Raw genomic sequence first — 25,054 nt, 5'->3', positions numbered from 1 at the left:
TTCTTTATGTATAAGTAAAAGATGATGAATGGCGTTTCACAACGCCTGTTTGTTTTAACTGTTGCAAAGATAGTAATTTATCTTAATACATAGGGGTAATATTTGATTTTATAGGAGTAAAAAATGTTTTATTGTTATATTTTGAATAGAATTTATTGCTTTTCTTGATATATTGCCGTCATTTTAAGATAAAAATAGGAAATAGAAGAGAAAAAGATGAGTAATTTTTTTCTTAATTGAAATATTATTTGTACTTTTGTCGTGGAATAATAGATAATGTTTCATTTGGAAAGCAAAATCTTTTCTGGAAAAACAAAATGAAAGCGAATTTTCTAATAATTTAAACATAATATTATGAGACAGAAAAAGTATTTACTGCAAGAGCAGGATATTCCTACTCAGTGGTACAACATTCAGGCAGACATGCCTAACAAGCCATTGCCACCATTGAATCCACAGACTCACAAGCCGCTCAATGCTGACGACTTGTCTCACATCTTTAATAAGGAGTGTTCTAAGCAGGAGCTCGATGTAGAGCATGCTTGGATTGATATTCCAGAAGACGTAAGAGAGAAGTATACTTATTATCGCTCAACTCCTTTGGTGAGAGCTTATGCTCTAGAAGAGGCCTTGGGTACTCCGGCTCACATCTACTTCAAGAACGAGAGTACTAACCCATTGGGCTCTCACAAAATCAATTCTGCCATTCCACAGTGCTATTATTGCAAGCAAGAGGGTGATTCTAATGTTACCACAGAGACCGGTGCTGGTCAGTGGGGCGCTGCTCTTTCATATGCTGCTAAATTATACGGACTGGAGGCTGCTGTATATCAGGTTAAGATTACTATGCAGCAGAAGCCTTATCGCTCCAGCATCATGCGTACCTTCGGAGCCACTGTAGAGGGTTCTCCTTCCATGAGTACTCGTGCGGGTAAGAACATTATTACTCGCGATCCTCATCATCCTGGTTCTCTCGGTACTGCTATCAGTGAGGCAGTAGAGTTGGCTACAACAACTCCGGGATGTAAGTATACTTTGGGTTCTGTACTCAATCATGTGGCTCTTCATCAGACTGTAATTGGTCTTGAAGCAGAGAAGCAGATGCAGATGGCTGGTGAGTATCCTGATACCATTATTGCTTGTTTCGGTGGTGGTAGCAACTTTGGTGGTCTTGCCTTCCCATTCATGCGCCATAATTTGAGCGGTGAGAAGAATACTGAGTTTATCGCTGCAGAGCCAGATAGCTGTCCTAAGTTGACCCGCGGTAAGTTTGAGTACGACTTTGGTGATGAGGCAGGTTATACTCCATTGTTGCCAATGTACACTTTGGGACATGACTTCAAGCCTGCCAATATCCATGCTGGTGGTCTTCGTTATCATGGTGCAGGTATGATAATCTCACAGCTTATCAAGGATGGTTATATGCACGGTGTAGATATCCCTCAGTTGGAGTCGTTCAAGGCTGGTATGCTCTTTGCACGTACCGAGGGTATTATCCCTGCTCCTGAAAGTTGTCATGCTATTGCAGCTACTGTACGTGAGGCCATGAAGGCAAAGGAAGAAGGTAAGGAGAAGGTTATTCTCTTCTGTCTCTCTGGTCATGGTCTTATTGATATGCCTTCATACGAGAGCTATCTCAATGGTGATTTGCAGGATTATAGGGTAAGTGATGAGGAAATCAATAAGTTCCTTTCTACAGTGCCAAAGGTGGATTAATGAATGGATTGTTATTTTGGAATTAATGGATTCCATCATATAAATACAACAAAGAGGGTGCAACATAATTTTATGATGCACCCTCTTGTTTTGGGTATATTATTGATATGTTTTTGGAAACGACAGTATACATCCTTGAGATATTTAGTATCTCTAGCCGCACAACAGCTGTTGTGCGCTTGCATATCAGCTGCTATGCGCTCGCACAACAGGTGATGTGCATGCGGTGCTCAACTGTTGTTTAAGCTTTGAGCCATTCCTCAATAGCTTTGGCAATTACATCAAAACTTGTTGTAGGTTCAAAACGTGCTACTACCTGTCCCTTCTTGTTGATAAGGAACTTGGTAAAGTTCCACTTGATGTCGGCACTCTCCTTGTAGTTAGGATCAGCTTCACTTAACATTTTGTCGAGTACAGGATAAAGAGGATGTGATTCATCCCAGCCAGCAAAACCCTTTACTTCCTTGAGGAATTTGAAGAGAGGAGCAGCATCATCACCATTCACTTTTATCTTCTTATATCTTTGAAATTCTGTACCGTATGTAAGTTTACAGAATTGATGGATGCTTTCATCGGTTCCCGGTGCTTGCTGACCAAACTGGTTGCAAGGGAAATCGAGAATTTCGAAACCTTGTGAGTGATATGTTTCATAGAGCTTTTCTAATTCCTCATACTGAGGTGTAAACCCACACTTGGTGGCTGTGTTGACGATGAGTAATACCTCGTTAGCGTACTCTTTGAGGGAAACATCTTTTCCCTTTCTGTCCTTGACAGAGAATTCGTAAACAGTTCTCATTTTTTTTTATATTTTATGTATCAAATTTGCTTGTAATACGATTTGTATTTACGTTACGAGTGCAAAGATACTATTTTTCTTTTAGACAGAATAATAAGTTTACATAATTTATCTAAAATGTTGGGGAATATGCTGGAAGATTGTTGAATAGAGAGAGATTCTCTTGGAAAAAGAGAAAAAAAAGTCCGGGAATTTCACAATCCCCGGAATACTTCCAACTTTCTTCCACTCTAAAATTTGTAGTCGAAGAAAGTTTTGATTAATCTATCATTTAACTTTTCTAAGAACTTGCTGCAAAGGTAATACTTTTTCTTGAAATTATATCATCTTTTTCTCACTTTTTTCTTTTAATAAGTTTAAAAAATGCAAAATATCGAAGAAAAGTATGTTTTTGTTGTCTTTTTACACCCTACGCAGTACTTCTTTATTGTCTTTTCACACGTATCCTCATACTTTTCTTGTTCGTTCCCGATATTCAGTTGGAACCACGCCCATTTCTTTCTTGAATACTTTCGAGAAGTATTTTGGATCGCTGAAGCCCAGATTGAATGCTATGGCTGTGAGTGTATCATCTGTATCTCGTAATAATTCTGATGCTTTCATAATGCGGATATGGCGCACAAAGTCTACAGGAGTCATGCCTACAGACGTTTTGATGCGGTTATAGAGAACGCTGCGACTCATGCCCATGGCATCTGCGATGTCGTCAATCTTCATTTCTGGTGAACTGATATTATCTAATACATAGTTTAGAATATTCTCAATCAGTGCATCATTGATTTGTACCGACATGAATGCCTTGTCTCTTTCCTTTACTTCTTCCGCATTGACTGGAGCTGTAGCCTGTTCCTTGTTTGCCGATGTAGGAAGAATGCGTAGGGCAGCAATAGCGTCTTGGTCGCCTGCGGCTTTCAGTCTCTGCAAAATGTCGGTTTGGATGGCACGACGCTTGTTGAGAACCGCCTCAATGCGGCCTAGCAGATAATTGACAGAGAATGGTTTGGTGAGATAACCATCAATACCTTCCTCAAATCCCTTCAGCTGGTCTTCTGCACTGGCTTTTGCTGATAGCACCACAATAGGTATGTTTTTGAGTGCTAAGTCTTGCTTCAGATGATGTATCATCGTGATACCGTCCATTACTGGCATGGTTACGTCGGTCAGGATGAAGTCTGGAGTATTCTTTCGTGCAACTACCAAACCTGCCTTGCCATTTTCGGCAAGTAATACATTATAAGAATCGTTCAATATTGTATAAAGGTACTTGCGAAGGTCATTGTTGTCTTCTACCACCAGGATGGTTATTTCCTTCTGCATGTCTCCTTTTTCTATCTGATGCTCTTCTATACGATTTTCTTCTATCTGCTGTTCTTTCTGTTTTTCTTCAAGATAGCGCAGTACGTTCTGGTCATCAATCTGACCTTCTAACAATTCGTTTTCCTGCTCATCGTTAGGATTTACCTCATCGAATCCGCCATTGACGTAGAAATTGCTGTTGTTGTCAAATTTCAGCATCTTGTTGATCATTTCCAGCATTTCCTTTGCATTGCGTTCTACTATCTGCAGCAGCTCGCGGCTCTGCTTGGTAAGACCGGGCTCATTGGCAAGTACTTGAGATACTGGGCCTCCGATGAGCGTAAGAGGGGTGCGGAGACGGTGAGAGGCATCGCTGAAAAATTCATTTTTCATCACACTGATGTCATGGCTCAAATTCTCACGTTGACGCTGGTTGTATGTATAGAAAATAGCACCGACAATAGCCATGAGAATAAGCATAAGTGCAATTCTTCCCCAGATACTTTCCCAGAAAGTAGGACGTACCTCAATAGGTAGTTCTGCAATGTATTTACTCCAGATACCATGCGAGTTGGTCGCCTTTACCTTGAGGATGTATTTGCCGTGTCTGATATGGTTGAAACCGATGATGTTGCTGCTTCCATTGCTAATCCATTCGCCTTCTGGGGTGAATCCATCCAGGCGATATAGATATTTGGTCTGGTATTTGCGGGTATAGTCTAATGAAGCAAAACTGATAGTCAGGTTTCGCTTGTTGGCTGGGATTACTACCTTTTCGCTGTGCAGGATTGGGTACTGTTCTGGTTCTCCATTATAGTGGAGTGTCGTAAAGATGATACGTGGCTGATAGGTGCTCTTCTTCAATATTCCTGGATTGAAGGTAAGTGCACCCATTGGAGTTCCTACTGTGATGTTGTTGGTTGCAGGGTCATGATAAGGGCGTGCCTCGGTAAACGACATATTGTAGTCGAAGTCGTTGGGACCGAATGCAGCTATCTGCCCGGTTTTTGCATCAAACTTATCAATACTGGATTCTCTTATTACCCAAATATAGCCTTGGTTATCTTCTATCATACTTTGAACCAGTCCCTCGTTGAGGGAATAATTCTTCATATAAGATACCTTGAGGTTGTCTTGCAGCAGATTAGTGCTTTTTATCTGTTCGAAAACACCACCAAGCTCACAGATGAATATCTTTCCGCTAGAGTGCTCTAACATGAAGTTTACGTCATTGGCCTCAAGGCTGGTTGAATCGTTTTCTATAAAAGTCGTCTTATAGTATTTTATCTTTCTTGGGTCCTTGAAGTTGTCGCTGAAGGTAACAAGACCATCTGTAGTTCCTACTAATATGACACCATCATTGGTACAGGTGATACGGCGTGTCTTATGGAAGAGATGCTTATCCCAAGCGAGACCGTTCTTGAAGCTTGTAAAGTGGATACTGTTGTCTTCCTGAATGTTTGCAAGAGCGATTCCACCACCGTATGTCGCTATCCAAATGCGGCCCTGACGGTCTGACTTCACATCGTAGATATTATTGCTTGGAAGTGAAGCCGGATTGTTCGGATCGCTGAGGAAATGGTAATATTTGCCTCCTGTGAGCAGGTAGAGTCCATCGCCATGAGTACCAATCCAAAGACGGTTGTTGTTATCTGTGAACAGGCAATAGATACCCGCAGGCGAGAAGGGAACCTGCTCGCTAGTAATGTTGCCGCTTGGGGTAAAATATCCTAATTTGTTATGATGTACATCGGCCACCATGATGCAGCCGTTCTTGTGACCATATAGCTGGTTACCGTTGGCTAAGGCTGTAATGGCACGAACCTCCGACTCTCCTTTGTTTAGTTTGTTGAGGGTATATTGATGGTTCTTGAAGTCAATCAATGTGAGGTCATGAATTCCTGTTATCCAAAGTACTGCCTGGTCTGTGATACTGAATTTCTCAATCATAGGGATTCGGTAATTGCCTGATGAGTTACTGCGCAGCAGGTATGGCACAAGTTGTCCTGTCTTGCGGTCGTAATAACTGAAGGTACCTTGGTTAGGTACCACCCATACAGTATGATTCTCATCCTGAGTGATGAAGAGTTTCGAGCTGGATGTGCGGTCTACAGGATCCGGTTGGTCTGCGAAAAGCCATCGCTTCTCGGATGTTTTAGGATTAACAATAGTTACACCCATGCCGTTAGTGAACGTCCAAACCGTTCCATAATCATCTACATATAGTTTCTTCACTTCTGCTAGAGGCTGTGAAGGACTTTGTATATTGATGATTTCTGATTTGAAAGTTCTCGGATTATAGATGACTACGCCAAGATTGGTGGCAAGAAGAAGCTGATAACCCGTATTCTTTAATTCGTTGATGTGGGTTATACCTTCAGGAAGGGGAACATTGGTAGCTCGATTTTTTTCATCTACAACGATAACCTTTCCGTTCTCTGTAGCCAGGAAGACATATTCTCCTACTTCTCTAATCCACTTATAAGGTACGTTAGTACTGAATTTCTTGCCATAGATGGTTGTACCCTTATCTGTAAGGATCCACTCTCTGTGTTTCTTGTCGCCATAGATAAAGTAAACTTTACCGCTTTTCAATCCTTTTTGACCTACATGTATCAATTCAAAATCGAGTACATCTGTATCATTGGTGCGTAGCAGATAATCGGCATTGGCGGATGTGACCCAGGTGTTCCCTCCATTAATATCATAGATATTGTCTGCCCTGAAATCAACCTTGAATTTCTCATTAATCTGATTGCTGGTTTTTAAAAACTGGCAGAGATGGGTGTCATAGAGATAAAGTTTGTGGTCTTGGGTTATACACCATACGTTGTTTGCTGCAGTTGGCTGTATGTTCAATATGCGGTTGGTTGACAGAACGCTTACACCGTCTGGTTCATCGCGGAAAGTATGGAAGCTATATCCGTCATAATAAGACAAGCCGTTCCATGTGGCAAACCACATCAGCTTGTCTTTTCCTTGTTTTATGTCAGAAATAGTATTTGCTGCAAGTCCGTCAGCTATGGAAAACTTTCGGATGTCACAATAGGGGGTAGCTATGGCTGTGATAGCCGAAAGCAGTCCCAGGAGTGTTATATATAGATGTTTTTTTATCATAATTATTTGTCTTGTTGGCATGTATTTTTATTAATTAATTCGACACAAAGATAACAAAAATAATTGTAAATTGGAAGAAAAATGGTGGATTTTTTGTTGAGATAGGGAAATTTTCCTTTATCATAGGGAAATTCCCCTAAAAACTTCCCTTTTTCCTTTTGAATGGTGTAAAAAATGCTTTATCTTTGCACCAAGTTCTACAGAAGGTGTCTTTTTGATAGATTGATACTTAGTAGCAAAATAGTTTGTTGAATTTTTTAAAAGAAGAAAGGATATAAGACGATGAAAAAGATGAAGAAACTTTTGATGTTGATGGCAGTAGCTGTCACTTCATTCACTTTTACTGCTTGTGACGATGATCCATGGGATGATTCTTGGCATGATGATTATTACTGGTATGATGACTATAATCATGGTGGCTGGGGATGGGACCAGGGGGACTGGAACCAAGGTTCGCAGGGTTCGCAAACCCAATGGTTGCTTGATGAAGCTCAGACTTTGGTAGGTGATTGGTATGGAAATGTCCAGCTTTCGGAGTTGGCATCCGATGGTAATTCTCGAAATAACTACCAGTTTGAAGCTAATATGATATTCTATCAGGACAAGAATAACCGCAACTCGCTTAGTGGAAGCGGCATAGAGATAGATTATGCTACAGACGGAAGTAATGACCAACAGACCTTGAAGTTCTCTTGGTATATTGATAATAATGGAGATATTTACATCAAGTATGCTTCTGGTGCTACTTATGTCATGGATGCCAACGCCAGCCAATACGGTTTCCATTTGGGAGCAGAGCAAGGTAAGAGATATGATACATTCTTTGGTTATATGATAGGTACCGGTATGGCGAAGGGCGATATCATATATATTGATTTGGAACGTAACTCTTCGAATGGTGCTAGGGTTTCCAGAAGCAGTACTTCTACAGGTTCTTCATTTGGTAAGGGAACCGGTCGTACTCCAATTAAGGGAACTGTCAAGGGGTTGCCGAAGAGATAGAAAATGAAACTTGTTTTTAGTGCTATATATACAACTTTCTCTTGAAAGTTCATTCGTTATTAAAAAGAAACCGCTCCCTCAGTATTCTCGCTGAAGGAGCGGTTTTATTAGTTTATGGATGTAAGGAAAAGCCCCATCTGGTATCTTTTCCTTTAATACTTCTTTACTTCTTAATCATCTTCTTGCCGTTCTTGATTACAATACCCTTGTAAGCTGCGTTAACCTTCTGACCTGCAAGGTTGTAAGCCGGAGCATTGTCCGCTGTTGTTACTGTGATGTTAGAAATGCCGGTAGATGTTGGTACAACAGCTTGAGTAGGGATAATCTCTGGAGTGCCCTTGAAGATAGCACCATAGAGACCTACTACGTTATATTTCTCACCTTCAGTGAGTTCTGCAACACCACCAACTTTGTTGAACTTGTCGTAAATCATAATCTTCTGCTCGCCATCATTAGCGTAGTAGTTGAATCTGCCTTCCTGATACTCTTCCTTGCTGAATGTGAAGCCTTTGATTGTTACAAGGTCGTTCAAATACTTGTTAGCGATGATGTCTGCTACTGTAGCCTCGATAGGTTGTGCTGCTTCAGTGCTTTCTGTAACGGTGATAGACTCATCGTTTGTACCAGCGTTAGCAACTAGATAAGGAACGCCATAGTAGAAGGTGAGATCTACCTTTACCTTACCAGTCAAAATGCTGTTTACTGGCATGTTGAAGCCGAGTGTACGAAGCTCGATAGCTGCATCGCCCTCACGAACGTAAGTATTGATTGTACCGTTGTACTCGTTTACATAAGTAACCTTAGCGTTGGTAAGAGTAAGGTTAAGGTTTTTGGTATCTTCTGTATAGTTAGCCAAGAGATCCTTTACGCTTGCTACGTCTGTGTAGGTTATCTCTACTGGTGGCTGTGGAGTGCCGCCTTCGCCGAGAGTAACGGTCATGGTCTTAATCTGAGTATTACCAGCGATGCTGTAAACTACCTTATTAGCAGAGCCTGTCCAATTGCCCTTGTTGTCGAGGGTACCGTTATCTACTTTAGTATTAGCATTCCATTTCTTCTGAGCAATCTCAATCTTAGAAATCTGCTTTCCTTCAGGAGCTTGGATAGTAAGAGTTCCTGAGTACATTCTCAAACGCGCGGAACTGGTCCAAATTCTGTTGGCGTGAGGATTTCCTTCTTCCTTTGCAGAAACTGTAACTGCAATGCCATCTACAGTACAAGTGGTAGCCTCGTTGAAATCTCCTTCGTTAGATTCCTCAGATGAAACACCTGGCAGACCTGGGAACAATGTCTTGTAGTCTTTGTCGAAATCAAATGTGGTTTGTGCGAAACTCACGCTCGCTACGAAAGCAAAGATTACTGATAATGAATAGCGTAGTAACTTTTTCATAAGCTAAAAATAATTTAAGTTGTTAATAATAAGTTTTTTCATGTTACCATGATTATGTTGCAAAGATACAAAAAATAATTAGATGTCTTGTTAAGATAGTGTTAAATTGTTGAGTTTGTGGCTATTTTAGTAGATTTTAACGAGAAAAAGATGGAAAAATCAGGCGGCGGTGGATAGAAAGCTACTTTCAAAAACACTCTTCACTCTTCACAAATACACTGTAAACGGCTATTGTACAGTTGTTTAGGTGTGTGAAGAGTGGTAGCCTGCTCTTCACCACTCTTCACCACTTTTCACCCCTCATCTACAGTATCTTATGCTGGTGGAAATTTTGAGTACGTGTGAAGAGTTGTGAAGAGTTGTGAAGAGTGGACTACCACTCTTCACCTCTCGCAACCCCTGTGTTTATCGGGGTTTCAGGCTAATCTGTGAAGAGTGAAGAGTAAAAACGAAAGTAAGGTTTTTCACGAGCTAAACCACGCTTCCTGCAGCCGGAAAGCATATTCCGAATGGCGATGGTAGACCTCCCGAAATTTTTCTCCCGACGCATCACTTTGCGCCCGGCAATGGCAAAAAGTTGCCCCAGTAGAGGGCAATATTGTGCCATAGTCAGGCAAAAAGTGGAATAAGCCTCTTTTCTTGCCCTTACTTAAATCCCCAGATATTCTTTATAGCTTGTACGTCTATTTCTTCAACCTGCTTCTCTATGTCATCAGGCAAATTGCAGAAGAAATCGATGCCTGTTCGCTCCTCCAGGGTCTTGATGTTGACTACATAATTGCCTAACTTGTCGTTCTTGGAATCGAAACTCTTGTTTTCATGTTTAAACCAATAACCGAAAGCGCTATAGCCGTAACTCTGAGTTTTTGTATTGAATTCTTTTTTCAGTACTGCAACGAAGAAATATTTTGGCACAGGGATGTAGCCTGGTAACTTTACGTCGCTGGATGCACCGTTCTTCTTCCATCCCAGGAGGTTGCTTTCGCTTCCTACGGCATCAATAGTGCCACCCTTTACGATAAAAAGAGTATCGCTGTCAATCTTTGGAGCCAACTTGCGGAGCTCTTCCTCCATCTTATACCAGGTACCCTTCTGATTGAAGTTGCTATACTGTGGCTGCATGTTGGTCATGAAGAAAGTCTGCTTCTGTTGGGTAAGGTTCAGCTTGCGGTCGGCAGAAGGGCAGATATGTCCATGGTCGAATCCCTGCTTGGTTGGGGTAGGGTCTTCGGTGAAATCGGTGATGCCCCACTGCTCCTGCAGGTCGGTATCCCATGGATACTGACGCTCACCCTGAGCAGGTTTCCATCTATCTACGTTAGATGCCGTGTTTGAGGTGTTGAAAGTATAGCAGCTCCAACGCTGGCTTTTCATGTCGTCATCCCATTCGGTAGAGAAGTTCACCATGCCCGTGGTATTATCCATGTGCACGATGGCGTAGCTAGTTCCGTTGCTCTTGAGCTTTGGGAACTCCAGGCCGTTGATGGCGTTCTTTACCACGGTTGGCATCTTATCTGTTGCCACATTCTTGTTGGTGTTATTCTTATCGGTAGATTCTCCAGTGCTGCCGCCAGTATTTCCACCACCATTGTTTCCTCCGCCGTTATTTTCTTTGTCAGGAAAGTTAAACTGAAGAGTATCATCAGTACCGCAGGCTGAGAAGGTCATCACCGCGAAGAGTGAGAGGATAAGTAACTTAGTATGTTTCATTTCTCGTAATTGTTTTAAGTTATAGATTACTTTCTTTATAATAATAGGAGATTACTTTTCAGAGAATAAGAAGTTAAAAAGTGATTTCCTGTATGTATAAGAAGAGAAAAAGTGCATTCCTACGTATATGCAACTACGTTGGAACGCACTTTGTATCTTTCGATAATAATATATCCTTATGAAAAAGGTATATATATTACTTCTTCAACTTACCGTAACGGTTCATGAAGCGGTCTACGCGACCAGCTGTATCAACGAGCTTGCTCTTACCTGTATAGAATGGGTGAGAAGTGCTAGAGATTTCAATCTTTACAACTGGATAAGTTTCGCCCTCGAATTCTACTGTGTCGTTTGTCTTGCATGTAGACTGTGAGAGGAACATATCGCCATTAGACATATCCTTAAATACTACAGGACGATAGTTCTCTGGATGAATACCTTTTTTCATTTTTTCTTTTTTATTTTTATTTGGTTATTAAAAATAGACGTCATGGGGATGCTTTCGCATCATTTCGTGTCCCTCATCGGGGCATGCCCATTATAGCCTGTTGACAATTTCAGGGTGCAAAGTTACACTTTTTTCTTGAATCTACCAAATAATTCTCCTTCTTTTTAAGAAATATTTGAGAATTAGCGCTTTACTCCGCATAAATAATCTTAATGGTCTTCACGCGAAGTTGAACACCACCACCAGTGGACTCTGTATAGAGATTGGTATAGGTAGCAGTCTTGTCAGAGAACTCGATGGTGGCTGTGGCATTGCCCACGTAGTTGATGCCGTTGTAGCTGTCGCAGGTCATTACAATCTGCTTAATCTTCTTGATGCCCTTGAAGATGAGCTTGTTGTTGGCATATACGCGAACGCCCTTGGTGTTGGTGTAGAACTTAGGACCGTTCTCTTGACCATTGGCATCGAAGGTTACAGTGGAACCATCTGAGAACTTCACGGTTTCTACGGCTGCCTGGTTGGCCAAACCTAATGTATTGAGATTCAGCTCTACGCTGGTACCTGTGGTTGTAGCTGCCGCATTGCTCAGTGTAACGGTGGTGCCATCGATGGTCAAGCCTTCGCCTGTGGCTGGAGTATCTGGCTTGGATGGGGTATCTGGAGTGCCGCCGCCCTCACCGCTGGTCTTGCCGTTCACGGAGATGAGCTTACCGCCCTGGTTGGTCTCAGGGGTGTTGCCCATGTAGTTGATGAGCTTAGCGCAAACCACAATCTCATCGCCTTCCTTCAGCGTCATATCGCCCTCTTTCCACTTTTCGCCACCGAAGTAGTAGATGCGGAAGATATAGAACTGGGTGCTGTTGGCATCATCGGCAATATAGAATGAGCCGTTGCCGAAGTCTGCAGAGAACTGATTCTTGATGCTCTGAACCTTACCCTTGATGTAGAATTCCTTGTCTGAAACGACGCCAGCTTCCAAAGCTGCTGTATATTTCTGAGCAGCAACGCTATTGAATGGATTGGCTGCGGTACCATCACCCTTAGCCACGCCGTTAATATCGCCACTGCTTTCTCCGCCTGCTGTCTTGCCATTCAAAGATACGAGATAAGTCTTGTTGGCTACAGTCTCCGGTGTATTGCCCATATAGTTCATTACTTTGGCGCATACAACAACCTCGTCGCCTTCTTTAAGCTCAGGATCGTTGGTTGTCCACTTCTTGTTGCCTAGATAGAGTGAGCGGAAAATGTAGAACTTTTCGCTGGTCTCATCATCGGCAATATAGAAGGAACCATTACCGAAGTTAGTAGAGAACTGCTCCTTGATACTCACTACCTTACCCTTGATATAGACCTCCTTGTCAGACTCTACGCCTGCCTCCAGGGTCTTGCAATAATTGATTACAGCCACACTGTTGTATGGATCTGCTGCGGTACCGGTACCCTTAGCCACACCTTCTGTGGTGCCACCAGTCTCCGGTTTGGTTGGCATGGTGTAAGGTTCTGGTACATCCTCACAACTGCTGAATGTGAAGGCAGCCATCGCCGCCATCAAAACTGAAAATATATACTTTTTCATATTGTTGTCTTTTTTATTGATGTTACTATATATAATTAAGGTGTAATTTACTTGATGCTGATGAGCTGGTTGCCCGAGTTAATCTCTGCTACGCCGTTGTAGAGTGTCAGGGCTCCCAAAATCACTACCTTCTTGCCTACGGCGAGAGTACCCTTGGTTTCTTCGGTCCACTTCTCACCACCGATATTGTAGCCACGGAACACCTTTAGTGTCTTGCCTTCTGCTACCTTGCCATCCACAGAGATGGAGTAGGTGGCGTTGCCGTAGGTGCCAGTGTCGATGTCGTTTACCTCGCAGATGATACCAGTGGTATAAACTTTATCTGTTGTAAAGGTACCGGCATTGATGATTTCAAGAGCCTTGGTTACCGTATAAGGATCTTCCAACGTTCCGCTCTTGTCGAGTACAACAGGGGTAAGATCATCTGTGTTGCGGATGATGATCTGCCATACATTATTATATCTGGTGAAGATACCGGTGATGTCGAAAGCACCATCAGGCAGGATGGCATTGGCGAATCTGGCATAACCGGATGTTCTTACTACTACTGTGTTTGAACTGATCCACTGACCTGACTCTGCATCCTTCAGGTTTTGGTTGGTTGTTTCGTCATTAGCTGCCCAAACAGTCTTTCCGTTTGCACTGCTGAACTTCACGCCTTTGATGGTCATCAGCTTGCCTGCATTCTCTTCAAGGTAAGTAGCATCAGTAGCCTTGGTGAGATCAAAAATCTCGGCCTTCACATTGCTGGCATCAGCTTCATCAAGAAGCTTGAAATGCTTCTGCCAGGTAGGGCGATCCATCTTACCTACGGATGTAGCCCCCGTCTTCAGGTTGGTATAGATACCGCCAATTTTTGCCTGCTTGCCATAGCCACCGATGTAAAGACCGTTGAGGTCGATGAGAATCTCCTGTCCTACAGGAAGATAACCATGCAGTCCGCCTGCGTTGATATCAACGAGGATAGCCCCCGTTTCGTCTTGAAGAGCAACTTCTTGATAGAGGTTGCCGCTGATGTCATTGCCTGTGATGTAACCTTTGATCATCATCGGCTTATCAATAAGCTTGTAGCCACCACCATTGATGGTAGTCTTATAATCGCTCTTGAGCTGTGCAATGGAAACTACGTTTTTCTCCCTAAGCAGGTTGTTACCGTATGGCGCAGCAGGGATAGTCTCGACCATATCTGGGTCAGCGTAGCTGTCACCCATACATGATGCCAGCATCATTCCCGTCATTGCCATTAGGGCCATTGCTATGAATTTTATCTTTTTCATTGTCATATTGTTTTTAGAATCGGTATCCTATCTGGAACATACCATTGGTACCAAATGCGTAATACTTCTTAGGATTCTTTGAGAACTGATAAATACGAACATTGTTGACCTCTCCGTCTGTGGTGAGCGTATAGCCTGAACGTGAATTCTGTTCGTAGCCACCAGTAACCATCTTCTGGTTGTTGAAGAGGTTGGTAATCATGAGGTTGAAGTTGAGTGAGCCCTTCTTCAATCTTACGCTCTTGCCGATGCTCATATCTACCATCCAACCGCCATGCCCCTTAGCCTGTGCTACAGCTTCTGGCAACCAGCTGTTTCCATCTTCTGTAACTACTGCCGGGAATATCTCTGGATACTTCTGGTGAGCCGACTGACGGTTCTTGAGCACTTTCTCGTAGCGGTAGCTAGGAGAATAAGAGAGGTAGATACGGTCATAGTAGTTGGCATTCACATCGATGAACCATCCGTTCAGATGTGTGCTCAGACCGATGCTTCCCACTGTGAGTGGAGTTCCGCTCTCTCGCATGTCAAGAACGTAAGCCTTGTCGGTATAAACCTCAGCACTCTTAGAGAGCATATAGTTGGCTGTTACATTGTTGATGTTCTTTGCCTCGCTGATAGCTCCCAAGGTCTTGAGGTCGAGCCATGAAGTGAGTTTGAACTTCAAGCCAGCTTCCAAGCCATAGTATTCCTTCTTCAGACCGGTCATACTTACGTATGTAAATGAGTTCTCATCATCGTTGTAGAAGTTCTGCCACTCTGTAACATGTTCCAGACGGCTATAGTAACCGCTTAAGTTGGCATGCAGCCATGCATTGCGATACTGGTAGCTGAATTCTGAGCTGAAGATGCGTTCGTTCTTGAGATTGGTTACGAAATCATTGTTGATTTCTGGTGCAATAAATGCAGTATTAGCCATAGGGGCACGCCATTCGTAGCCAGCGCCAATGCTGAAAGCATGACCTCTGCCTAAGTCTACATTCAGGCTTCCCTTCATACCTCCATCCAGGAAGTTGGCTGTCTCGCTGTTGCCGTAACTGTTGTTGGCTGCCATACCATTGCGCATATATCCATGACGCTTCATGCCTGTATAACCGATACGGCCACTCAACATTGCCTTCATGCGGTAGAATTCGCTGGTATAGGTGCTCCAGAGGTTCGCCTTGTTTACATCGATACGATAGTCGTAACCGAATTTGTCACCCTCATAGACAAGTTTACCAGTGTTGTTTGGACCAGCTGTGTTAAGGTCATACTGTACACGTGGGTCTGTGATAGGATAATCACCGATAGCATAAGAGTTTACGTTGTGGAATATAGTTCCGCCGAGCATATCCTCCATGGTCTGATAATGGCGATTGCTATTGGTGCCAAGCATGAGACCTGTAGCCAGGCTAGACTTCTTGGTCAACTTGGTGTTCAGGGTTGATGACAAACTTACATTGAGGTTGTCATTATGCTTTGCCTGCAGATAGTACATGGTTTCCTGACCATTCTTTGCAGCCTGCTGGTTAGAATAGTAGAGACGGTCCCAATCAATCTGTCTGTTCGCCTTGCTTGCTGTCCAGTAGTTTACAGCGTTGTTCCAGCTGTCCCAGTTATAAGCATTGTTACCGTTCTTGAAGTCGCCCCATACGTAGAAGTTAGCCGATGGCATGTTCTTCCAATAGTCTGGCTGAGGGTTCTCGGCGTTGTTGTAGTTGAGTTTGGTGCTCTTGTACATCGAGTATTTGCCAAACAGTGAGGTAGTGAGCTTCATCTTGTCATTGATGTCCCAATCCCATGTAGCGATAGCAGAAGGTGCAAAGTCGTTCACTACGCGTGAGTTTCTCTTGTGCCCGTTCTGATACCCCCAGTATGGGTTGTAATAGTAGTCGTTGGCAAGCCAGTAAGCCTCATCTGTAGATGCTCCCTGAGTACTTCTTTCGGTAGGGTTACCCCAGGTAGAGAAGCTCAGTGAGTGACCGTTCATCCATTTCTTCTGTACTCCGAAGAAATAGGAGAGAGCATTGTAGAAGGTTCCCTCTACATATCCACGGTTTGCCCAGCGATAGGTCAATCCGGCAGTGATAGCCCAACCTTTCTCATTGAAACCGCTGGCATAGGTGTATAATCCACGAAGTGTGTAGTTGCGGTTGGCAGCAGCCACGCTGGCATACTGACCTTCCTGCATGCTTCCTGCACGGAAATCGTAGTTGTTTGAACCCGCCATACCTGTCATTGAGTAATTGTTGGCTTCAAAAGGTAAAGAAAAGTCTACATTTCTGGAGAAACGGTTCAAACCACCGATGTTGGAAAATCTGAACTGTCCCGTCTCCATATCGTTCATGGCTGTTCCATTAATATAGACATCATTGTACTTCTGGTTGAAGGCACGATAGCGGAAACGGACGGGCGAGAACAGGTAACCTGCCTTGCTGGCGAAAACGTTGCTGGTTGAATTGAGGATGGTGACATTTGAAGACATGTCATCGTCCTCACCCAACTGTGCCTCGGAGAAGGTAAAAGCATTCTCGTCAAGACCCTGTGCTATGTTTTGCTCTGTTTTTTCATTTTGAGCCATAGCAAGCGTACAGGAAAAGAGTGCTAACGTTGCTAAGTTTACTTTCTTTTGCATAGTTTATCGTTATTAAGAATTAATAATTACTTATAGACGGTACCTTTATAAGGTTCTTGCCTCAAGATAATTATAAATTTGTTTTTAATGCTGCAAAGTAACAAATAATTTTTTGAAAAAGAAAGTCTTTTTAGTTAAAAATGAATGAATTCTGAAAAAATATTCATTTTTATGGGGAAATCTGCGGTTTTTGTACTATCTTTGCCCAACAAAATCGCACAGTTATGTGCTGTGTGCATACTAAAAAGTATATAACTTTAATATTAAATAGGTGGTATGAGAAAACAAATGCTTTTTTTGGCAGCCTTGCTTTTTATAAGTTTGGGTGCTATTGCCCAGAAGAAATCAAAGGCTTCTAGTGGTAAACAGTTTCAGGTATATGCTGTTGGATTCTACAATCAGGAGAATCTCTTTGATACCTGTCATGATGCGGGTAAGAATGATTATGAATATTTGCCTGCCAAGGGATGGAATGGTATGAAGTATACCAACAAATTGAAGAATATGTCCAGAGCCCTTGCTGATATGGGTACTGATGTGCTGCCTAACGTGGGATGTGCATTTATTGGTCTTGCCGAGGTGGAGAATGCCAACGTCTTGAAAGATCTTACAGCTCAGCCTCCTTTGAAGGCTCGCAATATGCAATTCTGTCATGTTGAGGGTCCTGATAAGCGTGGTATTGACTGTGCTTTAATTTATAATCCAGCACTTTTCACTGTCAAGAATGTAAAGTTGGTTCCTTACGTCCAGGAATTGGAAAAGGATTCGGCTTTCATGACTCGCGGATTCCTTACCGTACGTGGTGAAATGGGAGGTGATGATGTGGCTGTCATTGTATGTCACTGGCCTAGCCGTTTCTCTGGACCGTTCTATCGCGAGAGTGGTGCTCGTCAAACGAAAGTTGTGAAAGATTCTCTGCTCCGCCTAAATCCTGGGATGAAGGTCTTTGTGATGGGTGATATGAATGATGATCCTACCAATGAGAGTATGCACAAGGTATTGAAAGCAAAGGCAGAAATCTCTGAGGTTGGTCCTGATGATATGTATAATCCATGGTATAATATCCTGGCTAAGGAGGGTAAGGGTACTTTGTTCTATAATGGCTCCTGGAACCTTTTCGATCAGATTGTGCTTTCGCCTAGTCTTTTGAATAAGGATTCTAAGAACAAGGATTACAGCAGCTTGAAGTATTGGAAGCACCACGTATTCCGCAGAGATTATCTGATTCAGCAGGAAGGACAGTACAAGGGAGCTCCTTTGCGTACCAAAGCGGGTGGCAGATGGCTCAACGGTTACAGTGATCACTTGCCTGTAGTTTTATATTTGGTGAAGGAGAAAAAATAAAATGGTTGAAGAACATCCTTTTGAACCATGGTTACCGGGCAATGCCAAGTTGCTGATGCTCGGTACCTTTCCACCCGCAGAGAAGCGATGGTGCATGCCCTGGTATTATCCTAACTTCCAGAACGACATGTGGAGAATATTCGGACTGATTTACTTCGGAGATAAATTCCATTTCGTAGATGTGGAACATAAGACTTATAGGCTGGATGCCATCAAGGATTTTCTGAAAGAAAAAGGAGTTGCTATCTATGATACCGCCCAACAGGTGGTTCGAACCAAGAATACGGCTTCTGATAAAGACTTGCAAATAGTGCAGCCTTCTGATCTGGATGGTATGCTTGCCAGATTACCCGAATGTAAGGCGGTTCTTACGGCAGGACAGCTTGCCACCAAGGTCTTTTCTGACCATTTTGGCATTCGTTCGCTTCCCAAGATGGGAGAATTTGTAGAGTTTACTGTCGGAACTCGTCAGCTTAGGCTTTACCGCATGCCGTCCAGTTCCAGGGCTTATCCGATGGCGGTGGAGAAAAAGGCTGAGTATTATCGCAAAATGTTTGAAGAAATCTTATAGAAAATGGAAAAGATAGATAAGGTAACGGTGATAGGTATTGCTGGAGGTACAGGTTCTGGCAAGACAACAGTAGTAAAGAAACTCGTAGAAGTGCTGCCGCCGCATTATGTAGCAGTGGTGCCGCTCGACTCTTATTATAATGACACCTCGCATATGACGGAAGAGGAACGCCATCAAATTAATTTCGACCATCCGTCGGCTTTCGACTGGAAACTCTTGCATCAGCAGCTGGCTGATTTGCGTGCAGGCAAGGCAATAGAGCAGCCTACTTACAGTTATCTCAAATGCAATCGTGAACCGGAGACGATTCATGTAGAGCCAAAGCCGGTAGTGATTATTGAGGGTATCATGACCTTGGTGGATAAGAAATTGCGCAGCTTGATGGACCTGAAGGTATTTGTAGATACCGATGCTGATGAACGCTTGATTCGTAATATTCAGCGTGATACGATAGACAGAGGTAGAACGGTATCAATGGTCGTAGACCGTTATCTCAAGGTTCTTAAGCCTATGCACGAGCAGTTTATCGAGCCAACCAAGCGTTATGCAGATATCATCATTCCGCAGGGAGGTGAGAATGAAAAGGGTATTAGTATCCTTTGTCGCTATGTAGAGGGACTCGTAGAAAAATAATAAAAATAGCCTCGCAAGTTTGAAGATACTTGTGAGGCTATTTTGTTTTCTATTCAATAAAAGTAACTTCTTCGTTTTGGGTACTGGTAGAATCTGAGTCTACTACGATGTTGTTCTTTTGGTTGTTCTTTCTCTGCCAGTTACGTCGGTTGTTGGAAATCTTGAAGGCATTGGCACATTCTACTACACCGTATACCAACATGGCCCAACCGATGATAAGCAATGGGGCTGAGGCTAAGGCAGAAGGCTTGATGACTGCCAGTATACCCAAGAGCAGAAGGGCTGAAGGCATAAGCCAGTAGATGATGCCCACACGCCCCATCTTGGCAGCTGTTACCAGATTTGCCATTTGAGTGATGGCACCCAAGATCAGGATTGCCGAAAGGATAAACATCAGCCATGCGATGAATACATTTGGCATCAATGCCAGAATCATGCCGAGAATCAGACTGCCCAAACCAACGATAGGGAAGTTGGGCTTGATTCCGATAATCTGTTTGCCGTTGGCGTCAGAAAGCATCTGGCCTTGCATCTTCTCTGCAGTTCTCTTAGCGCTGAAGTAGGAGATGAGGGAGATGGCTCCTGAAAGGAAAAACAACACACCGATAGCGATGGTAATCCATGTGACTGTCTGTTCGCGGTATTGGATGAGTAAAACACCAATGATGATGGCGCAGACGGCACGAAACAAAGAACTATGTACTACTTTCATACTTATCTTTTTTAAAACGATTTTGCAATGTTATATTAATCTTTATGCAAAAATACGAAAGAAAATTGAGAAAGCATGATTTTTATGATTTATTTAACGCAAATTATTCCTTATTTTCGCCAATTATGAGTAATTTTGTAAGCAAAAACTATAAGCTATGACAAAGTTATATCTTGTGCGCCATGGTGAGACCGTGGATAATGCTGCTCAGATCATGCAGGGGCAGACACCGGGCAAGCTGAATGCGAAAGGTCTTGAGCAAGCTGGGGAGGTTGCCAGGAAGATGGTAAACGAACCTATTGATGCCTTCGTTTCCAGTGATCTGTATCGCAGTATTCAGACTTGTAAGATTATTGCCCGTCCTCATATAGAAGCTCTCTCTCTGACTGGTAATCTGACAGATGAGGAGCTTGATGCTCATATCGTTACCACTCCATTGCTGAGAGAGCGGGATTGGGGTGACTTTACGGGTAAGTTCATTCCTTCCTTGCCTAAGGATCCAAAGGATTGGCCTGATAATATAGAAACTTTGGAAAGGATGAAGTCCAGAGCTCAGAATTTTCTTACCTGGCTCAAGGTTGCTTATCCCGATAAGACTATTCTGGCAGTGGGACATGGCATCATCAATAAGGCGATTCAGAGTGTCTATTTCAAACGCCCGATGAATCAGATAGAGAAAATGACAAATGCAGAAGTGAGGGTTCTGATACTTTAAGTGAAGAATGAAGAACGAAGAGTGAAGAAACAACGTTCGGCGGCCGAAGGGAAAGCCAAATCATATGCTTTACTAATCATAAAGCTCAAAGTTCAAAGCTCAAAGTTCAAAGTAACAAGTTAAAAAATCAAAGTTCAAAGCAAATGAATAAAATAGCTCTTATCACAGGTGCAACAAGCGGAATAGGCGAAGGTTGCGCTCGCCGCTTTGCAAGAGGTGGTTACAATCTTATTATCACTGGTAGAAATACTGGCAAGTTGGAAATCCTGAAAAAGGAATTAGAGGCAGAAGGCACTGAAGTCTTGGCTTTAGCTTTCGATGTCCGTAATCGTGAGGCAGCAAAGAAGGCTGTAGATTATATTCCTGATGCATGGCGCAATATTGATGTGCTGATCAATAATGCCGGATTGGCTCGTGGTCTGGAACCGGAGTATGAAGGTGATTTTGAGGATTGGGATCAGATGATTGATACCAATATCAAGGGACTTCTTACCATGACTCGCCTGATTGTGCCTGGCATGATTAAACGTAATCATGGTCATATTATCAATATTGGTAGTGTGGCAGGAGATGCTGCTTACGCCGGAGGCAATGTTTATTGTGCCACCAAGGCTGCCGTTAAAGCTATCTCTGATGGGTTGCGTATTGATGTGGCACATACCAAGGTGCGTGTAACCAATGTGAAACCTGGATTGGTAGAAACCAATTTCTCTAATGTCCGTTTCCATGGTGATAATGCGCGAGCTGACCAGGTTTATCGTGGTATCACTCCTTTGAATGGTGATGATGTGGCTGACGTGGCTTACTATGCAGCTTCTGCTCCTGAACATGTGCAGATAGCAGAGGTGCTGGTTCTTGCTACGCATCAGGCAAACGGAACGGTTATCCATCGCGATTAGTCGCATATTATAGGAGTTAAAGGAGTTAAGACGTATGTCTTGCTGCTTAAAATCTACGCCAAAAAGACTGTTGTCTAAACTCCTTTAACTTCTTATTATATAATATGGCAGAGACGGTTGATGTCGCTCTCAAAAGTCTCGCGATTCTTTGCCTTTGCTCTCATGCCCGATTTATAGTTGTAGATGGTCTGGGTGGAATAATGCAGCAGGGTGGCTATCTCCTGACTGTCGGTTATGCCTAGTCGCATCAATGTATAGATACGGATTTCCGTGGTCAGGGTGTGGGCAGTAGGAAGTTCCAGCTGGCATTCTGGCAGCAGGAGCTTGTTCAACTCTGTCACGAAACCGGGATACAGTTCCATGAACGCCTTGTCGAAGCGGTTGTAGAACATCTGTGACTCCTCCTCTTCCATCTTGTGGGTGTTGAGGGTTTTCAGCAGGTCGGCAGTCTGGTTAGCCTTGATCTTTCGGTTCACCAGTTTGCGGTAATCTGACAATTTTCTGATATATGCCGCACTGATGTCCATGAAGAGTCGCATGTAGGTCTCTCGCTTGATGTTTGTTTCTATCAGCTGCTGGTTCAGCTTGGTGAGCTGTGCGTTCATTTCTTTCTGTTTCTCGTTCTGCTCTTCTATTTCCTGCTTGTTTTTCTTCAGCTTGTTCTTCTGTCGGTTGTTGACGAAGGAGAGAATGAGGATGATGATGAGTGCTACGCTAACACCGATGAAGCCGAAGAGGAAACGGGTACGTGATTTCTCGGCAGCCTGCTGGTTGGCAGAAGCGATGACAGGGAGGATATTGGAAATTTCCATCATGCGCAGTCGGTTGTTGAAGAACTGGGCGTCTTCCATCGTGTGCTGGATGTATTTGGCTGCTCTCTTACTGTTGCTTGCATCCTTTTTAAAAAGAAAGTAGGCAAGTTTCTGCAGGGCTACTGTCTCCTTGAGTTGGCATAGACCGTCGGTGACAGATGCTTCTACGAGATATTCCTCGTAGAGATCGAAGTTACCTGTAAGTTTGTAATATCTGGCGGCACCGTATGCCGACATGGCATGGATGCGTGATTTGGCTGGAGACATCTTCACTGCCTTCATGAAATGGTAGAGCGACTGCTTGCTGGTAGGCTCATCCAAATAGATGTTTTCGCCCATGAGATAATGATAGTAGCTGGTATGCTTGCTGTCTTCGTTGAAATTCTGGAGCAATAGACCCATGAAATGCTTTTTCTGGTCACGGAATTCTTTTGCGTAATCAGAGTTTTGGGCGTATGATTCCCAGTAATTATAGATCCAGGCGAAGGTAAAGTAATAGTATAACTTCTGTTTGTAGGGCATTGTTTCTGGGTTGAGTGTCTGGAGCAGAGCTTCGGCTTTGCCATAGAATCCCCTTACCGAGAGTACTGACGCCCGGTTAATTTGGTTGAGAGTTATATAATAGGTATCGTTGACCTTCTTTGCCAACTCCAGTCCACGCTGCATGTAAGCGTATGCCGAGTCGTAGCGGTAGGCGCTGTAGGCACGGTATATGCTGTCAAGGAAAAGGAGACGGGTCTTGTCATCTTCTGCATCAAAGGCTAGCTGTTTCAGATGTTTGAGCTCGTTTTCCTTGATATCTTGATAATGCTTGTCGTTATCAATCATGTAGTCGATACGCTCCAGGAGCTTTTTCTCGTCGGTTTTGCTTTGAGCGAGCAGTGGCATCATAAGCATAAGAAGTATTAGTAATAGTCTCATCTTCTGTTTATGTTTTGTAAATGACATAATTGTAGTCTGAAAAGGATAAAATTAGTCTATTTGTCGTTTTTGTGTTGCAAAGATACAAATAAAAAATGGTATTATAGTATTTACTTTGATAAAAATGGTTAATTTTGTAAGTTTTTGATTTAAAACAAGTTAGAAAGGTGGAATTTTACTTTCCATTTACTTTTCTGCTACTTAGGGATACAACTGTAGATTTTTTGTAGTATCTTTGCAATCGAAAAAAGAAAAAAGTAGTTATTATACTACCACTTCAAGTCTTCTAAGGTACATATTCCTTTTGTTGATTTAGTATGTTGATTTAAATAAAAAACAGGTTTTAGTTTATCTAAGGGAAAAGAAAATTAGTGTATTAGGTTAAACCCGTCAGGCTCTTGTGAAAGATTCTGGCGGTTTTTTTGTCTTCTTCATTTTCCATTTTTAGGGTTTACACCTTATTTATATATTATTAATACAAATTCCTCTGCTATTTTTTGGGAATCTCAGAAATAATCTGTACTTTTGCCACATAGTTTTATTAAAAGGTAATATTTAACGACCAATGAATATTTTAGTAACAGGCGCTAATGGCCAGTTGGGTCATGAAATGCAGATTTGCGCCAAAAGAAGCAATCACAAGTTTGTCTTCACCGATGTGGCTGAAGGCTATGAGAAATTGGATATCACTAATCTTGACGCTATCCGTGCCAGCGTAAAGGAGAATGATATTCAGGTTATCGTTAATTGTGCAGCTTATACCAACGTGGATAAGGCTGAGAGTGATTTTGATTTAGCCAATTTACTTAATAATACTGCGGCTGGCAATTTGGCTCAGGCAATGAAGGAAGTAGATGGTACCCTCATTCATGTTAGTACCGACTATGTGTTCCAAGGCGATAAGAATATTCCTTGTAAGGAAGATTGGGAAACCAATCCGCTTGGTGTATATGGTAAGACCAAATTGGCGGGTGAAAAGAGTATCGAGGCTACGGGCTGCAAGCATATCATTATTCGCACTGCTTGGCTCTACTCTCAGTGGGGAAAGAATTTCGTGAAGACCATGCAGAGTCTCACGGCTAGCCACGACACCCTGAAGGTGGTATTCGATCAGGTGGGTACTCCTACTTATGCCGGTGACCTTGCTGCTGTCATCTCTCACATCATCGAGACCAACCAACTTGACAAGACCGGCATCTATCACTTCTCTAACGAGGGTGTATGCTCCTGGTTTGACTTTGCCAAGATTATCTGCGAACTCAGCGGCAACACCTGCGATATTCAACCATGCTACAGCGAGGAGTTCCCAAGCCCAGTGAAGCGTCCTCACTTCTCTGTGCTCGACAAGAGCAAGCTGAAGCAGACCTTCGGTTTTAAGGTGCCATACTGGACTGACAGTTTGAAGAAGTGTATCGCCGAATTGGCGGAAGCAAAATAATAAAGAGTTAGAAGCTTTTGTAGCTTCTGCTCAAAAAAACGAATCATAAAGTTCAAAGTTCAAT

Annotated in this window: 18 protein-coding genes; 8 read left to right on the top strand and 10 right to left on the bottom strand. The window is 42.9% G+C overall.

Annotated elements, in window-relative coordinates; all coding sequences use genetic code 11:
• Nucleotides 1-354 precede the first annotated feature (354 nt).
• Nucleotides 355-1,716, top strand: coding sequence for a TrpB-like pyridoxal phosphate-dependent enzyme (locus ACTQ16_RS02535; RefSeq protein WP_441935949.1), 1,362 nt, complete (start codon nucleotides 355-357; stop codon nucleotides 1,714-1,716).
• A gap of 241 nt (nucleotides 1,717-1,957) precedes the next feature.
• On the opposite strand, the gene ACTQ16_RS02530 is transcribed toward ACTQ16_RS02535, so the two are convergent.
• Together ACTQ16_RS02530 and ACTQ16_RS02525 are read right to left on the bottom strand one after the other, a co-directional pair.
• Nucleotides 1,958-2,512: a glutathione peroxidase gene (locus ACTQ16_RS02530; protein WP_153123368.1), complete on the bottom strand. Its 555-nt coding sequence runs from the start codon at nucleotides 2,510-2,512 to the stop codon at nucleotides 1,958-1,960.
• A gap of 447 nt (nucleotides 2,513-2,959) precedes the next feature.
• A complete protein-coding gene (locus tag ACTQ16_RS02525; RefSeq protein ID WP_441935948.1) occupies nucleotides 2,960-6,925 on the bottom strand; it encodes a response regulator in 3,966 nt (1,321 codons plus the stop codon).
• Between the two features lie 282 nt (nucleotides 6,926-7,207).
• On the opposite strand from ACTQ16_RS02525, the gene ACTQ16_RS02520 reads away from it, so the two are divergent.
• Nucleotides 7,208-7,927: a hypothetical protein gene (locus tag ACTQ16_RS02520; protein ID WP_441935946.1), complete on the top strand. Its 720-nt coding sequence runs from the start codon at nucleotides 7,208-7,210 to the stop codon at nucleotides 7,925-7,927.
• 163 nt (nucleotides 7,928-8,090) lie between these two features.
• Here the strand turns inward: ACTQ16_RS02520 and ACTQ16_RS02515 are convergent, their stop codons facing one another.
• From ACTQ16_RS02515 to ACTQ16_RS02490, 6 genes are all read right to left on the bottom strand, one after another.
• Nucleotides 8,091-9,317, bottom strand: a complete 1,227-nt coding sequence (locus ACTQ16_RS02515; RefSeq protein WP_441935945.1) for a hypothetical protein — start codon at nucleotides 9,315-9,317, stop codon at nucleotides 8,091-8,093.
• A 645-nt stretch (nucleotides 9,318-9,962) separates the two neighbouring features.
• Nucleotides 9,963-11,027, bottom strand: coding sequence for a DNA/RNA non-specific endonuclease (locus tag ACTQ16_RS02510; protein WP_441935943.1), 1,065 nt, complete (start codon nucleotides 11,025-11,027; stop codon nucleotides 9,963-9,965).
• A 196-nt stretch (nucleotides 11,028-11,223) separates the two neighbouring features.
• The gene (locus tag ACTQ16_RS02505) at nucleotides 11,224-11,475 is read right to left on the bottom strand and encodes a type B 50S ribosomal protein L31 (RefSeq protein ID WP_006847266.1); all 252 of its coding nucleotides are present in this window, start codon (nucleotides 11,473-11,475) and stop codon (nucleotides 11,224-11,226) included.
• 190 nt (nucleotides 11,476-11,665) lie between these two features.
• Nucleotides 11,666-13,051, bottom strand: coding sequence for a hypothetical protein (locus ACTQ16_RS02500; RefSeq protein WP_441935942.1), 1,386 nt, complete (start codon nucleotides 13,049-13,051; stop codon nucleotides 11,666-11,668).
• A 47-nt stretch (nucleotides 13,052-13,098) separates the two neighbouring features.
• Complete coding sequence (locus ACTQ16_RS02495) at nucleotides 13,099-14,328, bottom strand: DUF5689 domain-containing protein (RefSeq protein ID WP_441935940.1); 1,230 nt, start codon at nucleotides 14,326-14,328, stop codon at nucleotides 13,099-13,101.
• Nucleotides 14,329-14,341: 13 nt separating this feature from the next.
• Complete coding sequence (locus ACTQ16_RS02490; protein ID WP_441935938.1) at nucleotides 14,342-16,945, bottom strand: TonB-dependent receptor; 2,604 nt, start codon at nucleotides 16,943-16,945, stop codon at nucleotides 14,342-14,344.
• Between the two features lie 276 nt (nucleotides 16,946-17,221).
• Between ACTQ16_RS02490 and ACTQ16_RS02485 the strand changes: the two genes are divergently transcribed.
• Genes ACTQ16_RS02485 through udk form a run of 3 tightly spaced genes read left to right on the top strand, consistent with a single transcriptional unit; the run spans nucleotide 17,222 to nucleotide 19,493 of the window.
• Nucleotides 17,222-18,289 (top strand): endonuclease/exonuclease/phosphatase family protein, encoded by a 1,068-nt coding sequence (locus ACTQ16_RS02485; RefSeq protein WP_295346147.1) that lies wholly within the window; start codon nucleotides 17,222-17,224, stop codon nucleotides 18,287-18,289.
• A 1-nt stretch (nucleotide 18,290) separates the two neighbouring features.
• Nucleotides 18,291-18,860 (top strand): uracil-DNA glycosylase family protein, encoded by a 570-nt coding sequence (locus ACTQ16_RS02480; RefSeq protein ID WP_294971688.1) that lies wholly within the window; start codon nucleotides 18,291-18,293, stop codon nucleotides 18,858-18,860.
• 3 nt (nucleotides 18,861-18,863) lie between these two features.
• Nucleotides 18,864-19,493 (top strand): uridine kinase, encoded by a 630-nt coding sequence (gene udk / locus ACTQ16_RS02475; RefSeq protein WP_217761432.1) that lies wholly within the window; start codon nucleotides 18,864-18,866, stop codon nucleotides 19,491-19,493.
• A gap of 49 nt (nucleotides 19,494-19,542) precedes the next feature.
• Here udk and ACTQ16_RS02470 read toward each other — a convergent pair whose 3' ends face one another.
• On the bottom strand, nucleotides 19,543-20,205 hold the full coding sequence (locus ACTQ16_RS02470; protein WP_294971695.1) for a DUF308 domain-containing protein: 663 nt from the start codon (nucleotides 20,203-20,205) through the stop codon (nucleotides 19,543-19,545).
• Between the two features lie 157 nt (nucleotides 20,206-20,362).
• On the opposite strand from ACTQ16_RS02470, the gene ACTQ16_RS02465 reads away from it, so the two are divergent.
• Together ACTQ16_RS02465 and ACTQ16_RS02460 are read left to right on the top strand one after the other, a co-directional pair.
• Nucleotides 20,363-20,920 carry a histidine phosphatase family protein gene (locus tag ACTQ16_RS02465; RefSeq protein WP_441935937.1) on the top strand — a complete coding sequence of 186 codons (558 nt, stop codon included), beginning with the start codon at nucleotides 20,363-20,365 and terminating at the stop codon, nucleotides 20,918-20,920.
• A 143-nt stretch (nucleotides 20,921-21,063) separates the two neighbouring features.
• Nucleotides 21,064-21,819 carry an SDR family oxidoreductase gene (locus ACTQ16_RS02460; RefSeq protein ID WP_217761429.1) on the top strand — a complete coding sequence of 252 codons (756 nt, stop codon included), beginning with the start codon at nucleotides 21,064-21,066 and terminating at the stop codon, nucleotides 21,817-21,819.
• 95 nt (nucleotides 21,820-21,914) lie between these two features.
• Here the strand turns inward: ACTQ16_RS02460 and ACTQ16_RS02455 are convergent, their stop codons facing one another.
• A complete protein-coding gene (locus tag ACTQ16_RS02455) occupies nucleotides 21,915-23,552 on the bottom strand; it encodes a DUF6377 domain-containing protein (RefSeq protein ID WP_441935935.1) in 1,638 nt (545 codons plus the stop codon).
• A gap of 565 nt (nucleotides 23,553-24,117) precedes the next feature.
• On the opposite strand from ACTQ16_RS02455, the gene rfbD reads away from it, so the two are divergent.
• Nucleotides 24,118-24,990, top strand: coding sequence for a dTDP-4-dehydrorhamnose reductase (gene rfbD / locus ACTQ16_RS02450; protein WP_153123201.1), 873 nt, complete (start codon nucleotides 24,118-24,120; stop codon nucleotides 24,988-24,990).
• Nucleotides 24,991-25,054: the final 64 nt, after the last annotated feature.

It is taken from the genome of Prevotella sp. LCP21S3_D2 (assembly GCF_052118345.1).
Classification (GTDB): Bacteria; Bacteroidota; Bacteroidia; order Bacteroidales; family Bacteroidaceae; genus Prevotella.
Note: the sequence above shows the minus strand (reverse complement) of the source record. Positions and strands in the feature narration are given on the sequence as shown.

Bases quoted from the DNA above. Each gene is read 5' to 3' on its own strand.
- rfbD (WP_153123201.1), top strand. From the start codon at position 24,118: ATGAATATTTTAGTAACAGGCGCTAATGGCCAGTTGGGTCATGAAATG.
- ACTQ16_RS02510 (WP_441935943.1), bottom strand. From the start codon at position 11,027: ATGAAACATACTAAGTTACTTATCCTCTCACTCTTCGCGGTGATGACC.
- ACTQ16_RS02460 (WP_217761429.1), top strand. From the start codon at position 21,064: ATGAATAAAATAGCTCTTATCACAGGTGCAACAAGCGGAATAGGCGAA.
- ACTQ16_RS02480 (WP_294971688.1), top strand. From the start codon at position 18,291: ATGGTTGAAGAACATCCTTTTGAACCATGGTTACCGGGCAATGCCAAG.
- ACTQ16_RS02530 (WP_153123368.1), bottom strand. From the start codon at position 2,512: ATGAGAACTGTTTACGAATTCTCTGTCAAGGACAGAAAGGGAAAAGAT.
- ACTQ16_RS02465 (WP_441935937.1), top strand. From the start codon at position 20,363: ATGACAAAGTTATATCTTGTGCGCCATGGTGAGACCGTGGATAATGCT.
- ACTQ16_RS02470 (WP_294971695.1), bottom strand. From the start codon at position 20,205: ATGAAAGTAGTACATAGTTCTTTGTTTCGTGCCGTCTGCGCCATCATC.
- ACTQ16_RS02490 (WP_441935938.1), bottom strand. From the start codon at position 16,945: ATGCAAAAGAAAGTAAACTTAGCAACGTTAGCACTCTTTTCCTGTACG.
- ACTQ16_RS02525 (WP_441935948.1), bottom strand. From the start codon at position 6,925: ATGATAAAAAAACATCTATATATAACACTCCTGGGACTGCTTTCGGCT.
- udk (WP_217761432.1), top strand. From the start codon at position 18,864: ATGGAAAAGATAGATAAGGTAACGGTGATAGGTATTGCTGGAGGTACA.
- ACTQ16_RS02520 (WP_441935946.1), top strand. From the start codon at position 7,208: ATGAAAAAGATGAAGAAACTTTTGATGTTGATGGCAGTAGCTGTCACT.
- ACTQ16_RS02535 (WP_441935949.1), top strand. From the start codon at position 355: ATGAGACAGAAAAAGTATTTACTGCAAGAGCAGGATATTCCTACTCAG.
- ACTQ16_RS02455 (WP_441935935.1), bottom strand. From the start codon at position 23,552: ATGAGACTATTACTAATACTTCTTATGCTTATGATGCCACTGCTCGCT.
- ACTQ16_RS02485 (WP_295346147.1), top strand. From the start codon at position 17,222: ATGAGAAAACAAATGCTTTTTTTGGCAGCCTTGCTTTTTATAAGTTTG.
- ACTQ16_RS02495 (WP_441935940.1), bottom strand. From the start codon at position 14,328: ATGAAAAAGATAAAATTCATAGCAATGGCCCTAATGGCAATGACGGGA.
- ACTQ16_RS02500 (WP_441935942.1), bottom strand. From the start codon at position 13,051: ATGAAAAAGTATATATTTTCAGTTTTGATGGCGGCGATGGCTGCCTTC.
- ACTQ16_RS02515 (WP_441935945.1), bottom strand. From the start codon at position 9,317: ATGAAAAAGTTACTACGCTATTCATTATCAGTAATCTTTGCTTTCGTA.
- ACTQ16_RS02505 (WP_006847266.1), bottom strand. From the start codon at position 11,475: ATGAAAAAAGGTATTCATCCAGAGAACTATCGTCCTGTAGTATTTAAG.